Source organism: Pseudomonas sp. PDM13 (assembly GCF_025685765.1).
GTDB classification, from domain to species: domain Bacteria; phylum Pseudomonadota; class Gammaproteobacteria; order Pseudomonadales; family Pseudomonadaceae; genus Metapseudomonas; species Metapseudomonas solani.
Genome location: NZ_JAOTQU010000017.1, coordinates 41585 through 57565 on the forward strand (window position 1 = coordinate 41585; position 15981 = coordinate 57565).

Annotated in this window: 11 protein-coding genes; 6 read left to right on the forward strand and 5 right to left on the reverse strand. The window is 65.7% G+C overall.

Going from position 1 to position 15981, the window contains the following annotated elements:
* Positions 1–38 precede the first annotated feature (38 nt).
* The 3 genes from OEJ36_RS17975 to OEJ36_RS17985 all read right to left on the reverse strand — a co-directional run bounded on the left by OEJ36_RS17975 (position 39) and on the right by OEJ36_RS17985 (position 3609).
* Positions 39–1511, reverse strand: coding sequence for an amino acid permease (locus tag OEJ36_RS17975; protein WP_021222274.1), 1473 nt, complete (start codon positions 1509–1511; stop codon positions 39–41).
* 87 nt (positions 1512–1598) lie between these two features.
* Positions 1599–2594: a class I SAM-dependent methyltransferase gene (locus OEJ36_RS17980; RefSeq protein WP_263402668.1), complete on the reverse strand. Its 996-nt coding sequence runs from the start codon at positions 2592–2594 to the stop codon at positions 1599–1601.
* 49 nt (positions 2595–2643) lie between these two features.
* A complete protein-coding gene (locus OEJ36_RS17985; protein WP_263402669.1) occupies positions 2644–3609 on the reverse strand; it encodes a 2-hydroxyacid dehydrogenase in 966 nt (321 codons plus the stop codon).
* A 79-nt stretch (positions 3610–3688) separates the two neighbouring features.
* On the opposite strand from OEJ36_RS17985, the gene OEJ36_RS17990 reads away from it, so the two are divergent.
* The gene (locus OEJ36_RS17990; RefSeq protein WP_263402670.1) at positions 3689–4318 is read left to right on the forward strand and encodes a LysE family translocator; all 630 of its coding nucleotides are present in this window, start codon (positions 3689–3691) and stop codon (positions 4316–4318) included.
* A 109-nt stretch (positions 4319–4427) separates the two neighbouring features.
* On the opposite strand, the gene OEJ36_RS17995 is transcribed toward OEJ36_RS17990, so the two are convergent.
* A complete protein-coding gene (locus OEJ36_RS17995) occupies positions 4428–5210 on the reverse strand; it encodes an AraC family transcriptional regulator (protein ID WP_263402671.1) in 783 nt (260 codons plus the stop codon).
* An 89-nt stretch (positions 5211–5299) separates the two neighbouring features.
* On the opposite strand from OEJ36_RS17995, the gene OEJ36_RS18000 reads away from it, so the two are divergent.
* Positions 5300–6484 (forward strand): MFS transporter, encoded by a 1185-nt coding sequence (locus OEJ36_RS18000; protein WP_263402672.1) that lies wholly within the window; start codon positions 5300–5302, stop codon positions 6482–6484.
* 82 nt (positions 6485–6566) lie between these two features.
* Here the strand turns inward: OEJ36_RS18000 and OEJ36_RS18005 are convergent, their stop codons facing one another.
* Positions 6567–7742, reverse strand: coding sequence for a thiolase family protein (locus OEJ36_RS18005; protein ID WP_263402673.1), 1176 nt, complete (start codon positions 7740–7742; stop codon positions 6567–6569).
* 181 nt (positions 7743–7923) lie between these two features.
* Here OEJ36_RS18005 and OEJ36_RS18010 point away from each other — a divergent pair, with 181 nt between their 5' ends.
* The 4 genes from OEJ36_RS18010 (at position 7924) to OEJ36_RS18025 (ending at position 15981) form a co-directional block, all read left to right on the forward strand.
* Positions 7924–9606 (forward strand): fatty acid--CoA ligase, encoded by a 1683-nt coding sequence (locus tag OEJ36_RS18010; protein WP_263402674.1) that lies wholly within the window; start codon positions 7924–7926, stop codon positions 9604–9606.
* 244 nt (positions 9607–9850) lie between these two features.
* Complete coding sequence (locus tag OEJ36_RS18015) at positions 9851–11701, forward strand: DUF1302 domain-containing protein (protein ID WP_263402675.1); 1851 nt, start codon at positions 9851–9853, stop codon at positions 11699–11701.
* 25 nt (positions 11702–11726) lie between these two features.
* Positions 11727–13094, forward strand: a complete 1368-nt coding sequence (locus OEJ36_RS18020; protein ID WP_263402676.1) for a DUF1329 domain-containing protein — start codon at positions 11727–11729, stop codon at positions 13092–13094.
* A gap of 148 nt (positions 13095–13242) precedes the next feature.
* Positions 13243–15981: a LuxR C-terminal-related transcriptional regulator gene (locus tag OEJ36_RS18025; protein WP_263402677.1), complete on the forward strand. Its 2739-nt coding sequence runs from the start codon at positions 13243–13245 to the stop codon at positions 15979–15981.

The following is a 15981-nucleotide window of genomic DNA, read 5'->3' on the forward strand; positions in this document are numbered from 1 at the left end:
GGCGGGCGTGCCGGGCAAGCCCGCCGTTGCGCTGTTCGTCAGCTGTCGGTGGCGCGCACGTCCATCTCGGCGTAGCGCACGGTGCGGCTGCCGTTCTTCAGGCGGTAGCCGAACCAGATGGCGAGGAACAGCGGCAGGCTGATGTAGGTGGCGGCCAGACCGGCCCAGTCGATGTGCTCGCCCACCAGGGCCTCGTAGTTCTGCCCGAGGGTGATCACCAGGCACAGGGCGAAGGCGAACAGCGGGCCGAAGGGGAACAGCTTGGCGCGGTAGGGCAGGTCTTCCAGGCGCCCGCCCTGGAGCAGGTAGCCCTTGCGGAAGCGGTAGTGGGAGATGGCGATGCCCAGCCAGGCGATGAAGCCGCACATGCCCGAGGTGTTGAGCAGCCAGGTGTAGAGGGTCGACTCGCCGAAGGCCGCGGTGAAGAAGCACAGCGCGCCCACCAGGGTGGTGGCGTAGAGGGCGTTGCGCGGTACGCCGCTGGCGGACACGCGGGCGAACAGGCGCGGTGCCTTGCCCTGCATGGCCAGGGTGTAGAGCATGCGCGTGGAGGCGTACATCCCCGAGTTGCCGGCCGAGAGGATGGCCGTGAGGATCACCGCGTTCATCACCCCGGCAGCCGCGGCGAAGCCGGCGCGCTCGAACAGCAGGGTGAAGGGCGAGACGCTGATGTCGCTGGCGTCGTTCTGCAGCAGGCTCGGGTCGGTGTAGGGGATCAGCATGCCGATCACGAAGATCGCCAGGACGTAGAACATCAGGATCCGCCAGAACACCTGGCGGATGGCGATGGGGATGTTCTTGCGCGGGTTCTCCGACTCGCCGGCGGCGATGCCGATCAGCTCGGTGCCCTGGAAGGAGAAGCCGGCGATCATCGCCACCCCGACCATGGCCTGCAGGCCACCGACGAAGGGCGCGTCACCCTGGGTGAAGTTGCTGAAGCCGGGGGATTCCATGCCGCTCATCACGCCGAAGATGGTGGCCAGGCCGATGATGATGAAGATCACCACCGTGACCACCTTGATCAGCGCGAACCAGAACTCGCTCTCGCCGAAGCCCTTCACCGAGATGACGTTGAGCAGGAACATCAGCGCCAGGAACAGTGCGCTCCAGTAGATGCCCGGCGTGTCGGGGAACCAGAAGCTCATGATCAGCTGCGCGGCCACCAGCTCGGCGGCGATGGTCACCGCCCAGTTGTACCAGTAGTTCCAGCCCAGGGCGAAGCCGAAGCCATCGTCGACGAAACGGCTGCCATAGGTGCTGAACGAGCCGGAAACCGGCATGTGCGCGGCCATCTCACCGAGGCTGGTCATGAGGAAGTAGACCATCACGCCGATCAGCGCGTAGGCCAGCAGGGCGCCGCCCGGGCCGGCGGTGGCCACGGTGGCGCCGGAGGCGACGAACAGGCCGGTACCGATGGAGCCGCCGATGGCGATCATGTTCAGGTGGCGGGGCTTCAGCGAACGGTGCAGGCCGCTGCTGGCGGTGGGGGCGGCAGTGTCGAGGTCAGTCAAGAAAAACTCCAGGTGCCCGGTCTGCACCGGGCGTGCTGCGGCTATTGGGTGCCGCTCGAGTATGGATGGTGCGTAGGCGCCCGCCAGTCAGCGGCGGGCGCTGTAGATGCGGAAACCCTCCCCTTCGGCCAGGGTGCGGCAACCGCCGAGCGCCTGTTCGATCAGGGGTTGGTATTTGAGGAAGCTGTTGGCCACCAGGCGCAGTTCGCCACCCACCAGCAGGTGGCGCACGGCCTCGCGCAGCAGGGTTTCGCTGGCCTGGTAGTCGGTGTGCACGCCCTGGTGGAAGGGCGGGTTGCTGACGATGGCCGACAGCAGCTTGGGCGCGGCGTGGATGCCGTCACCGGCGATCACTTCGGCCTCCAGCCCGTTGGCGGCCAGGGTCAGCCGGCTGGCAGCGATGGCGAAGGCGTCGACATCCAGCATCACCAGTTGGCTCTGTGGATAACGCCGCTTGAGCGCCGCACCGAGCACCCCGGCGCCGCAGCCGAAATCCAGCACCTTGCCGGTGGGCAGCTTGGCCAGGTTGTCCAGCAGCAGGGCGCTGCCGCGATCCAGGCGGCCGTGGCTGAACACGCCGGGCAGGCTCACCACCTGCAGCGGGCCGTCGGCCAGGTCGAGGCTGTAGCGCTGGGCCAGGGCTTCGAGGTCCGGCACCGCCGGCGCCTGGTCCACCTGTACCTGCCAGAGCTGGCAGTGGCGGGCGCTGTCGAGCTTGCGCGGTTTGCCGAAGGGCTCCAGTTGGCGGGCGGCACGTTCGATGCCCGCGCGCTTCTCGCCCACCAGGTACAGCGGCTTGCCGGGCAGGCGCGCGGCCAGGGCGGTGAGCAGGTAGTCGGTCAGTTCGCGGGATTTGGGCAGGAACAGCACGGCGGCTTCGAAGGGGGCTTCGGGCGCGTTGACGCTGAATTCGCAGCGCCCGGGGAAGCGCGCTTCCAGGGCGGTCTGCTCGCCGATGTGCCAGGTCCAGCCGCGGGCCTGGGGCAGTTCGCCCAGCAGGTCGTCGGCGGGAAGGCCCGCCAGAAGCAGCGGGCCAAGGAACAGGTCGGCCTGTCGGAGCAGTACTTCGCTGCGCGGGTCCATTGGGTAGATCCTGATAAAAGCCGCGAATTTTATCAGAATCTTGTAGGCCTTAGCTGACCGTGCGGCGAGGCGTTCCCTTCAGCCAGGCATCCAGGTTCTCCGCCATCTGTACGACGATGCGCTGCCGCGCCTCGCGGCTGCCCCAGGCGTTGTGCGGGGTGACGATCAGGCGCGGGATGTCCACGGCGAGCAGCGGGTTGCCGTCCTTCGGCGGCTCCTGGGTCAGCACATCGGTGGCGGCACCGCCCAGGTGGCCGCTGCGCAGGGCGTCTGCCAGGGCGTGTTCGTTGACCAGGCCGCCGCGCGCGGTGTTGACCAGGAAGGCACCGGGCTTCATCAGCGCCAGTTGCTCGGCGTCGATCAGGTTGCGGGTGTGCTCGTTGAGCGGGCAGTGCAGGGTCAGGGCGTCCACCTGGGGCAGCAGTGCAGCCAGGGGCAGGCGGTCTTCGCGAGGCGGCCGGCCGGGCAGGGCGCCGAGCAGTACGCGCATGCCGAAGGCTTCGGCCAGCCGTGCCACGGCACTGCCCAGTTCTCCATGGCCGAGCAGGCCGAGGGTCTTGCCCTCCAGCTCGACGATGGGGAAATCCAGCAGGCAGAACTGGGTCGCCTTCTGCCATTGGTCGTGACGCACGGCGCGGCGGTAATCGGGGAAGCGGGTGGCCAGGTTGAGCAGCAGCATCAGGGTGTGCTGGGCCACCGAGGGGGTGCCGTAGCCCTGGCAGTTGCACACGGTGATGCCGTGGGTGCGGGCGGCGGCGAGGTCGATGTTGTTGGTGCCCGTGGCGCTGACCAGGATCAGCTTCAGCTCCGGCAGTTCGGCGAGGGCGGCGGCATCGATGGCCACCTTGTTGCTGATGGCGACCTGGGCGCCGCGCAAGCGCTCGACGACGTCGCGGTGGCCGGTCTGGTCGTGCAGCTGCAGGTCGGCGAAGTGCTGGCGCAGTGGCGCGAGGTCGAGATCGCCGAGGTCGAGGGAGGCGTGGTCGAGGAAGACCGCGCGGAGGCTGTTGGTCATCAGCTGTACCTTTTTCCGAAGCAGAGGTAGGCGTAAGGTTGCCAGCCTATCAGAGCCTTTCCCATTATTCGGAGGTCCCATGTACTGGGCGGAATTCCTCACCGTTGCCTTGATCCACCTGCTGGCCGTGGCCAGCCCCGGTCCGGATTTCGCCATCGTCGTGCGCGAAAGCGTTGCCCACGGGCGCCGCGCCGGCACCTGGACGGCCATAGGCGTGGGCACCGGCATTTTCGTCCACGTGGCCTATTCGCTGCTGGGCATCGGCTTGATCGTTTCCCAGTCCATCGTCGCCTTCAATGCCCTGAAGTGGCTGGCGGCGGCCTACCTGCTGTACATCGGGATCAAGGCACTGCGTGCCAAGCCGGCGGACCCGGTCGCCACCGAGGCCGACCTCACCGCCGCCGAGCGCAGCCCGCGCGGGGCCTTCGTCACTGGCTTCATCACCAATGGCCTGAACCCCAAGGCGACGCTGTTCTTCCTCTCGCTGTTCACCGTGGTCATCAACCCGCACACGCCGCTGACCATCCAGGCCGGCTACGGCCTCTACCTGGCTTGCGCCACGGCCATCTGGTTCTGCCTGGTGGCCCTGCTGTTCAGCCAGCAACGGGTGCGCAGCGGCTTCGCCCGCATGGGCCACTGGTTCGACCGGCTGATGGGCGCGGTGCTGGTGGGGCTCGGCGTCAAGCTGGCGTTCACTTCGATGAAGTGAGGAGCTGCACCGCAACGCAGGGGGCTCCCCGTAGGAGCGAGCTCTGCTCGCGAAGCCCTTCACCGCTCCATATCCAATCCCGTAGCCCGGACTTCAATCCGGGCTCTTCTCACGTCTTCTCCAGCGTCGCCAGCAAGCCCAGGCTGGCGACGTACTCCCTCGGGTTTTCCCCCAGCAGACGGCGGAACATGGCGCTGAAGGCGCGGCCGCTGCCGTAGCCCAGGTCACTGGCGACCTTCTGCACGCTGTGCCCGGCCAGCAGGCGCGGCAGGGCTTCGGTGAGGCGCAGCTGCTGGCGCCAGTCGTTGAAGTTCATGCCCAGCTCCTGGGCGAACAGGCGAGTCAAGGTGCGGGTGCTGGCGCCCACCTGCAGGCTCCAGTCGTCGAGGGTGCGGGTGCTGTCCGGCGTCTCCAGCAGGGCCAGGCAGATGGCCTGCAGGCGGCGGTCGCGGGGCATCGGCAGGTGCAGCGGCATGCGCTCCAGGGCGGCGATCTCGTGGAGGATCAAGCGCTGCACCAGGGTGCGGTGCTCGTCGTCGGCGTCGCGTGCCTCCAGCTCCACCAGGCGCAGGATCAGCTCGCGCAACAGCGGCGGCACCGCCAGCACGCAGCAGGTATCCAGCGCTGGCGGCGCGGCCTCGGCGGCGATGAACAGGGTGCGCATCTGCACCTTTCCGGACATGAATATCTGGTGCTCGATGCCCGGCGGGATCCACACCGCGCGGGTCGGCGGAATGACCCAGGCGCCGGCTTCGGTAACCAGGCGCATCAGCCCCTGGGCGGCATAGAGGAACTGCGCCTGGTTGTGCAGGTGCAGGTCGACATGGGCGTTGTCGGGATAGTCCAGGGCAACGGCGCCGATCCGGCCCAGCGGTAGATGGTCGATGAACATGGCTGATCCGATGATCTTTTTGGCAGAAAGCTGCTGGTCGGCCAATCTAGCATGGCGGTCCACAACAACCAAACAGCAGCGAAACTGCCATGAACCGACCGCGTACCGTCATCCGCTTCATCAACGCCGCCCACATCATCGACCACATGTTCATGCTCATCTTCCCCGCCGCCGTGCTGGGCATGACCGCTACCTTCGGGCTGTCCTATGCCGAGCTGATCGGCCTGTCCCTGGGCGGCTTCATCGCCTTCGGTGCCTGCTCGCTACCGGCCGGCTGGCTGGGGGACAAATGGAGCCGCCGGCAGATGATGCTGGCGTTCTTCATCGGCATCGGCGCCGCCGCCATCTTCACCGGGCTGAGCAACAGCACGCCGATGCTGGTGCTGGGGCTGACGCTGGTGGGTGTGTTCGCCGCCATCTATCACCCGGTGGGTACGGCGATGCTGGTGGCCCATGCGGAGAACCGAGGCCGCGAGATCGGCATCAACGGCATGTGGGGCAACCTGGGCGTGGCTTTCTCCGCGCTGCTGACGGGCTTTCTCACCGCTCATTTCGGCTGGCGCGCGGCCTTCATCCTGCCCGGGGCGCTGTCCGTGGCCATCGGCGTCTGGTTCGCCTTCTGCGTGCGGGATGAAGCAGCCCCCGTCGCGGCTGCCGGGGCGAAGCGCGGTGCCGGTACGGGGCAGGTGTCGATGCGCCTGGTGTTCGGCGTGCTGGCGCTGGTGACCGCCACCGGCGGGGTGATCTTCAACGCCTCGACCATGACCTACCCGAAGCTGTTCCAGGAGCGCCTGGTGGAGCTGTTCTCGTCGCCCGAAAGCCTGGGTATCGTGGTCAGCATCGCCTATGCCTTCGGCGCCGTGGCGCAACTGCTGATGGGGCGGGTGCTGGACCGTTGCAGCCTGAAACTGCCCTTCGTGGTGATGACCCTGTGCCAGGGCCCGCTGCTGGTGGCGATGGCCTACGCCGATGGCTGGATGGTGATCGCCCTGGGCGCCGCCTTCATGTTCGCGGTGTTCGGCCAGGTGACGGTGAATGACGCGATGGTGGCCAACTTCGTGGCGCCGCAATGGCAGGCGCGGGTCTTCGCCCTGCGCTACTTCGTGTCCTTCGGCGCCAGTGCGGCGGCCATCCCGATGATCGCCGTCATCGAACCGCGCCAGGGGTTGGTGGGGCTGTACCTCGTGCTGGCGGGCTTCGGCGTGGCGACCTTCGTCGCGGCGCTGGTATTCCCGAAGACGCCTGCCCATGCGCCGAAGGCGGTGCCCGCCTGAGCGCGCTCACATAAGCACTGAATGAAAAAGGGGCTCCCGGACCCTGGTCCGGGAGCCCCTTTGTGTTTCCCGAGGAGGCGCTTTACAGCAGCTCGACCGCCACGGCCGTGGCTTCGCCGCCGCCGATGCACAGCGAGGCGACGCCGCGCTTGCCACCCTTGTTACGCAGGGCGTTGATCAGGGTGAGGATGATGCGCGAGCCGGTGGAGCCGACCGGGTGGCCCTGGGCGCAGGCGCCGCCGTAGACGTTGACCTTGGCGTGGTCCAGGCCGTGTTCACGCATGGCAAGCATGGTGACCATGGCGAAGGCTTCGTTGATTTCGAACAGGTCCACGTCATCCTTGTTCCAGCCGGTCTTCTTGAACAGGTTGGTCATGGCGCCGATGGGGGCGAGGGTGAATTCGCTCGGGTCCTGGCTCTGGGTGGCGTGGGCGACAATCTTGGCCAGGGGCTTGAGGCCGCGGCGCTGGGCTTCCTCGGCGGTCATCAGCACCAGGGCGCTGGCGCCGTCGGAGATGGAGCTGGCGTTGGCGGCGGTGATGGTGCCGTCCTTGCGGAAGGCCGGGCGCAGGCCGGGGATCTTGTCGAGGTTGGCGGTCAGCGGCTGCTCGTCGTCCTTCACCAGGGTCTCACCCTTGCGGGTGGTGACGGTGATCGGCACGATCTCGGCGGCCAGGGAGCCGTCGGCGATGGCGGCCTGGGCACGCTTGAGGGATTCGATGGCGTAGGCGTCCATCTCCTCGCGGGTGACGTTGTAGGTGTCGGCGGTTTCCTGGGCGAAGGAGCCCATCAGGCGGCCAGTGCGGGCGTCTTCGAGGCCGTCGAGGAACATGTGGTCCTTGATCTCGCCGTGGCCCATGCGCAGGCCGGTACGGGCTTTTTCCAGCACGTAGGGGGCGTTGGACATGCTCTCCATGCCGCCGGCGACCATCACGCTGTTGCTGCCGGCCTTGAGCAGGTCGTGGGCCAGCATCACGGCCTTCATACCGGAGCCGCACAGCTTGTTGATGGTGGTGCAGCCGGTGGCAGCGGGCAGGCCGGCGTTCAGCGAGGCCTGGCGGGCCGGGCCCTGCTTGAGGCCGGCGGGCAGTACGCAGCCCATGATCACTTCCTGCACGTCGTTGGCGTCGATACCGGCACGGGCCACCGCTTCGCGGATCGCCGCCGCGCCCAGGTCCACGGCGGAAACGCCGGAAAGGCTGCCCTGGAAACCGCCCATCGGGGTGCGGGCGCCGCTGACGATTACGATCTCAGACATCTTGTTCCTACCTCTTCGGGTGATGGGCCGAGACTGGCCGATGGGGCGGATTCTATCTCGTGACCGAAAGTGGCCAAAGGGTCACGTGCAAATCATTCTTTTGACTGATTTATGCCTGGACGCAGGGCCCTAGAGTGCGGAGAAATCAATAACTACATCCCTCGCGCGCAGGTGCATTTCCATGGTGCAGACCCGAGTCATCAAACCGGCCGACAACGCCTACCAGTACCCCTTGCTGATCAAAGGCCTGCTGCTCTCCGGCAGCCGCTACGAGAAGACCCGGGAAATCGTCTACCGCGATCTGGTCCGCTACAACTACGCCACCTTCAACGAGCGCGTCGCGCGCCTGGCCAACCTGCTGACCGATGCCGGCGTAAAGGCGGGTGACACCGTGGCGGTGATGGACTGGGACAGCCACCGTTACCTGGAATGCATGTTCGCCATCCCGATGATCGGCGCGGTGCTGCACACCATCAACATCCGCCTGTCCCCGGAACAGATCCTCTACACCATGAACCACGCCGAGGACCGCTTCGTGCTGGTCAACAGCGAGTTCGTGCCGATCTACAAGGCCATCGAGGGCCAGCTGACCACGGTCGAGAAGACCCTCCTGCTGACCGACGCCGCCGACAAGAGCGCCGACCTGCCGAACCTCGTCGGCGAATACGAAACCCTGATGGCCGCCGCCTCCACCCGCTACGACTTCCCCGACTTCGACGAGAACTCCCTCGCCACCACCTTCTATACGACCGGCACCACCGGCAACCCCAAGGGTGTGTACTTCACCCACCGCCAACTGGTGCTGCACACCATGGCCATGGCCAGCATGATGGGCTCGGTGCACAGCCCGAGCCTGATGGCCAACGACGACGTGTACATGCCCATCACCCCGATGTTCCACGTGCATGCCTGGGGCGTGCCGTACGTGGCCACCATGCTGGGGGTCAAGCAGGTCTACCCCGGGCGTTACGATCCGGAACTGCTGGTGGAGCTGTGGCGTCGCGAGAAGGTCAGCTTCTCCCATTGCGTGCCGACCATCCTGCAGATGGTGATGAACGCCAAGGCCGCCCAGGGGGTGGACTTCAATGGCTGGAAGCTGATCATCGGCGGCAGTTCGCTGAACCGTTCGCTGTATGAAGCGGCCAGGGCGCGGGGCATCCACCTGACGGCGGCCTATGGCATGTCCGAGACCTGCCCGATGATTTCCTGTGCGCACATGAACGACGAGCTGCTGGCCGGCAGCGAAGACGAGCGCACCACCTACCGCATCAAGGCCGGCGTGCCGGTGCCGCTGGTGGACGCGGCGATCATCGACGCCGAGGGCAAGTTCCTGCCGGCGGATGGCGAATCCCAGGGCGAGCTGGTGCTGCGTTCACCCTGGCTGACCCAGGGTTACTTCCGCGAGCCGGAGAAGAGCCAGGAGCTGTGGGAGGGTGGCTGGCTGCACACCGGCGACGTCGCCACCATCGACGGCATGGGCTTCATCGATATCCGCGACCGCATCAAGGACGTGATCAAGACCGGCGGAGAATGGATCTCCTCCCTGGAGCTGGAAGACCTGGTCAGCCGTCACCCGGCGGTGCGCGAAGTGGCGGTGGTCGGGGTGCCCGATCCGCAGTGGGGGGAGCGGCCTTTCGCCCTGCTGGTGCTGCGTGAAGGGCAGGCCCTGGATGCCAAGACGCTGAAGGAGCACCTCAAGCCTTTCGTAGAGCAAGGTCACATCAATAAGTGGGCTATTCCCAGCCAGATCGCCGTTGTTACTGAAATTCCCAAGACCAGCGTCGGCAAACTGGACAAGAAACGCATCCGCGTCGATATCGCCCAGTGGCAGGCCACTGGCAGCACCTTCCTCTCCGCTCTCTGAGCCGCTTTAGGCCGGGTCCCGCAAGGCCCGGCCTGTCTACCAAGCAAACGCTTGGCTTGTTATTTGCTGGCTCCGCGCCAGCTCACCCCGGCTTTACCAATCGCCAGATCGGGCTAGTCTGCAAACCTGCGAGCCAGAGTGCTCGCCGGACTGCAAATCACACTTTAGAGGGATCAAGCACTACTACCTCCTGGCTATAGTCCGCACCAATCCATAACAAAAAAACACACATGGAGTAGCGTCGATGACAACAAGAAAACCGTTCTGGCGCCTGGCACGACTGCCACTGGCCGTCAGCCTCGCATCCACTCTCGCCGCCCCGGCATTCGGCGTAACGTTCAATATCGGCGAGATCGAGGGGCAGTTCGATTCCTCGTTGTCGGTCGGTGCAAGTTGGTCCATGGCAAGCCCGGACAAGGATCTGATTGGTGTCAACAATGGTGGTAGCGGCATGTCGCAAACCTCCGATGACTCCCACCTGAACTTCAAGAAGGGCGAGACCTTCTCGAAGATCTTCAAGGGTATCCACGACCTCGAACTCAAGTACGGTGACACCGGCGTCTTCGTCCGTGGCAAGTACTGGTATGACTTCGAGCTGAAAGACGAGAGCCGTCCGTTCAAGGACATCAGCGACAGCAACCGCAAGGAGGCTGCACAGTCTTCCGGTGGTCAGATACTCGATGCCTTCGTCTATCACAACTACGACATCGCAGATAAACCGGGCTCCGTGCGCCTGGGCAAGCAGGTCGTAAGTTGGGGTGAAAGTACCTTCATCCAAAACGGCATCAACGCGATCAACCCGGTCGACGTTTCCGCTTTCCGCCGCCCTGGCGCGGAAGTCAAGGAAGGTCTGATCCCGGTCAATATGTTCTACGTCTCGCAGAGCCTGACCGACAATCTTTCCGCCGAAGCCTTCTATCAGTTGGAGTGGGATCAGACCGTTACCGACAACTGCGGTACCTTCTTTGCCCAGCCGGATATCGTTGCTGATGGTTGCTCTGACAATCTGCGGGTCCTGAACAAGCGCTCCGCCCTGCCAGGCGCGGCTTTACCTGGTCTGGCCGCTGCTGGTGTCGATGTGAACGAAGAGGGTGTACTCGTAAGACGCGGCGCTGACCGTGATGCGCGGGACAATGGGCAGTGGGGTACCGCGCTGCGTTACTTCTCCGAAGAACTCGATACTGAGTTCGGCGCTTACTTCATGAACTACCACAGCCGGGCTCCGATCTTTAGCGCTACCGGCGCTCCTGCTGCTCTTTACGGCGCAGTAGACCTCAATCCACTTGGGCCACTGATTATTGCGGGCAACTCCAGCTACTTCATGGAGTACCCGGAAGATATCCGCCTTTACGGCCTGAGTTTCTCCACGACATTGCCCACCGGTACAGCGTGGAGTGGTGAGGTCAGCTATCGACCCAATGCCCCTGTTCAGTTGAACTCCACCGACATCCTTTTCTCGGGACTTACTCCGATGACAGGGCGGAGTGGCGTTTCGTTACTTAAAGGCGTTCCAGGGCAGGACCAGCACGGCTACCGTCGCAAAGAAATCACTCAGTTCCAGACGACTTTCACTCACTTCTTCGATCAGGTGATGGGCGCAGAGCGTCTGACTCTGGTTGGCGAGGTTGGTGTGACCCATGTAGGCGGGCTTGAGAGCAGTAAAAAAGTCCGCTACGGCCGCGACCCTGTATTCGGACCTGGTCCGCTGGCTGGCACCACTTGCCAGGCGTTGAACACCAACACGGCGAACGGTGCGGGGGCTGGTGCTTCCAGGGATAACATCAGCACGTATTGCGAAGACGATGGTTTCACCACCAGCACGTCCTGGGGTTACCGCGCACGTGCCATCTGGGACTACAACGACGCTTTCGCCGGTATCAACCTGAAGCCGAACGTTGCCTGGTCGCATGACGTAGATGGCTACGGCCCGAACGGTACCTTCACCGAGGGCGCCAAGGCCATCAGCCTGGGTCTGGATGCCGAGTACCAGAACACCTACACCGCCAGCCTGTCCTACACCGATTTCTTCGGCGGCAAGTACAACACCCTGACCGACCGCGACTTCCTCGCGCTCAGCTTCGGCATGAACTTCTAAGCGGCCCGGAACTAAGGAATCACCTATGAAAACAACAAAGAACCTGCTGCAAACCGGTGCGCTGGCGCTGTCCCTGCTGGCCACCGCCGTCATGGCGGCGGCCCCGGCCGACCAGGTGGCCAAGATCGGCACCACCCTGACCCCGCTGGGTGCGGAGAAGGCCGGTAACGCCGATGGCAGCATCCCCGAGTGGACCGGTGGCCTGCCGCAGAACGCCGGCCCGGTGGACGACAAGGGCTTCGTTTCCGATCCCTTCGCCAGCGAGAAGCCGCTGTTCACCATCACCGCGCAGAACGTCGAGCAGTACAAGGACAAGCTGACCCCCGGCCAGTACGCGATGTTCAAGCGCTACCCGGAAACCTACAAGATGCCGGTGTTCACCACCCACCGTACGGCCACCGTACCGGCGGAAGTGATTGCGGCAGCCAAGGAAAACGCGGCCAACACCAAGCTGGTGGAGGGCGGTAACGGTCTGGAGAACTTCAAGACCGCCAACCCGTTCCCGATCCCGCAGAACGGCCTGGAAGCGATCTGGAACCACATCACCCGCTATCGCGGTGGCAGCGTGCGCCGTCTGGTGACCCAGGCGACCCCGCAGCCCAACGGCTCCTACAGCCTGGTGTACTTCCAGGATGAGTTCACCTTCCGCGACAAGCTGAAGGACTACGACGCGAGCAAGCCGAGCAACGTGCTGTTCTACTTCAAGCAGCGCGTGACCGCTCCGTCGCGCCTGGCCGGTAACGTGCTGCTGGTGCACGAGACCCTCAACCAGGTGAAGGAGCCGCGCCTGGCGTGGCTGTACAACGCCGGTCAGCGCCGCGTACGCCGTGCTCCGCAGGTGTCCTACGACGGCCCGGGTACCGCTTCCGACGGCCTGCGTACCTCCGACAACTTCGACATGTACAACGGTGCGCCGGACCGCTACGACTGGAAGCTGGAAGGCAAGAAGGAGATCTACATCCCCTACAACAGCTACCGCCTGGACTCGCCCAAGCTGAAGTACGCCGACATCATCAAGGCCGGCCACATCAACCAGGACCTGACCCGCTACGAGCTGCACCGCGTGTGGCATGTGGTCGCGACCCTCAAGTCCGGCGAGCGTCACATCTACGCCAAGCGCGACTTCTACATCGACGAAGACACCTGGCAAGCCGCTGCCATCGACCACTACGACGGCCGTGGCACCCTGTGGCGCGTAGCCGAGGCGCACTCGGAGTTCTACTACGACAAGCAAGTGCCCTGGTACGCCGTGGAAACCCTGTACGACCTGCTGTCCGGTCGCTACCTGGCCCTGGGCATGAAGAACGAGGAGAAACAATCCTACGACTTCAACTACAGCGCTTCGGAAAGCGACTACACCCCGGCCGCTCTGCGTCAGGCTGGCGTGCGTTGATCCTGTAATACCGCGTAAACAAGCCGGCCTTCGGGCCGGCTTTTTCTTGTCTGTACTTTCCCAAGGGACTACAAATGGGCGGACCGAAAGGCTAGGCTGCCTCAGCGCTCACGCCCCCGCGGCATAACCATTCCTAGAAGCCGGGTTGATGACCGATCTATCCAGTTCGCGTTCCTTCGCGCCCGCTGCCGTACCGGTAGCCGGCGAACGCTTTTTCCGCCCCCCGCTGCCGGCCGGGCACCTCTCGCGCCCGCGCCTGTGCGACCGCCTGGCCGCTGGCCTGGGTGGCCGTCTGTTGCTGGTCAGCGCCCCCGCCGGGTTCGGCAAGAGCTCGCTGGCCATCGAGTTCTGCGAGGGGTTGCCGGAGGGCTGGCAGGCGCTCTGGCTTGGATTGGGGCGACGCGACATCGACCCCGGACGCTTCCTCGAACGCCTGCTGGAAGGGCTGCGCCAGTTCTTCCCGGGCATGGGCGAGGAGGCCATGGGCCTGCTGAAGATGCGCCAGCGCCACCAGCCCTTCGCCTTCGAGGAATGGATCGACGGCCTGCTCGACGAGCTGGGCCAACGCCTGGACCGCCAGCAGCCACTGTTGCTGGTGCTCGACGACTACCACCTGGCCCAGGGCGCGGTGCTCGACCGCTGCCTGCAGTTCTTCCTCAACCACCTGCCGGAAGGCCTGGTGCTGCTGGTCACCAGCCGCCAGCGCCCCGACTGGCACCTGGCGCGCCTGCGCCTGTCGCGGCAACTGGTGGAACTCAACGAACACGACCTGCGCTTGACCGATGCCGAAAGCACCGCGTTGCTCCAGGCCCAGGGCGCGCGGCTGGATGGCGCCCACCTGGAGAACCTGCTGCAACGCAGCGAGGGCTGGGCCGCCGGCCTGCGCCTGTGGTTGCTGGCCAGCCAGGACGAAGGCGACGCCCATGCCCTGGCGCGCGGCCCCCACGGTGACGAGGGGCTGATCCGCGAATACCTGCTGGAAGAGGTGATCGACCGGCAGAGCGCCGAGGTGCAGGCCTTCCTTTATGAGACCGCCTGCCTCGACCGCTTCTGCGCCGAGCTGTGCGATGCGGTGCGCGACGGCCATGGCAGCGCCGGCATCCTCCAGCACCTGCAGGCCCACCAGGTGTTCCTGGTGCCGCTGGACGAGCACGGCCACTGGTTCCGCTATCACCACCTGTTTTCCGATTTGCTGCGGGCCCGACCGGCCCACGCGGCGACCATTCCCCAGGCCAGCCTGCACCTGCGCGCCTGCCGCTGGTTCAGTGCCCAGGGGCTGCTGGACGAAGCCATCGAACAGGCCCTGCGCGCCGGCCAGCCGGATGTCGCTGCCAGCCTGGTGCAGAACCTCTCCGAAGAACAGCTGCTGGCCGAGCAGAACATCGCCATGCTGCTGCGCTGGAAGATGGACCTGCCCGACAGCCTGCTGGTCAGCACGCCGCGGCTGATCATGCTCTACAGCATGGCCCTGGCCCTGGCCTGCCAACTGGACGCCGCCGAAGAACTCGGTGGCCAGCTGGCGCGCTTCCTGCCGGCCCCCAACGCCCAGACGCAACAGGGGCTGATCGCCCAGTGGCTGGCCCTGAGCGGGGTCATCGCCCGGGGCCGTGGCGATATCGTCCTGGCCGAGCGGCACTGCGCCGAGGCACTTACCGCGTTGTCCCAGGAGCGCTATGGCCAGCGCCTGCTGTGCCTGTCCACCCTGGCCAACATCGCCGTCGCCCGGGGCGACCTGTGGCGCGCTCGGGGCCTCAACCGCGAGGCGCTGGAGCTGGCGCAACGGGTTGGCAACCCGCTGTTCGAAGCCCTGGCCCATTACGACCGCGCGCGGGTGTTGCAGGCCCGTGGCGAAATCCTTCGTGCGCTGGATGAGGTGCGCCAGGGCCAGGAGCGCCTGCGCGGCCTGCCGTCCCAGCGCTTCTATGCCGCCCGGGCACGGCTGGCCATCTACGAGGGCTACCTGCTCTGCGTGCGCCTGCAACCCCAGGCGGCGCGCAGCCGCCTGCTGGCCGGGATCGCCGAGGCGCGTGCCTGTCGCGACATCAGCCTGTTGATCGGCTATGGCGTGCTGGCCAGCCTGGAGGGCCGGGAAGGGCGCCTGTCCGCTGCCTTCGCCCTGCTTGGCGAGGCGGAGCGGCTGATGCACATCTGGGACGTGCCGCCGGTCTACTACCTGGCCATGGTCACCCTGGTGAAGTGCGAACTCTGGCTGGTGCAGGGGCAGGTCGAACTGGCCTCGGCCTGGCTGTCGCGCCTGGCGGAAACCTACAGCGGCGAGCAGGCGGCTGCCGCTCCCGAATTCCATCCACAGCTGCCGTTGCACATCGAGTTGCAGCAGGCCGCCCTGGCCCGGATCGAAGGGCGCAGCGGCGAGGCCGAGCGGCGTCTGCGTGCCCTGGTGCAGCGGGCCAAGGAAAGCGGCGGCGTGCTCATGGCCCAGATAGCGCAGTTGCACCTTGCGCAGCTGCTGCAGGCCGGCGGTCGTGAGCGTGACGCCAGTGCGTTGCTGGGCAATGCGTTGGAGCCGATGGCCGGCGGGGCCTTGCTGCCCTTCCATGAGCTGCTGTCGCACCAGGGCCCCTGGCTGCGGGAGCACCTGCTGGTGCGCTCGGCCCCTGAGGCCGCGGCATTGCTGGCGCTGTTGCCGGAGACGGAGAAACCGACCACCAGCGAAGCGCCGCTGGCCGGCGGTGATGCGTTGAGCACACGCGAGCTGGCGGTGCTGCAACTGATCGCCCAGGGCTGCTCCAACCAGGAAATCAGCGAGCGGCTGTTCATCTCCCTGCACACGGTCAAGACCCACGCCCGCCACATCAACGGCAAGCTCGGCGTGGAGCGGCGCACCCAGGCGGTGGCCCGGGCCAAGGCTCTCGGCCTGCTGTGCTGA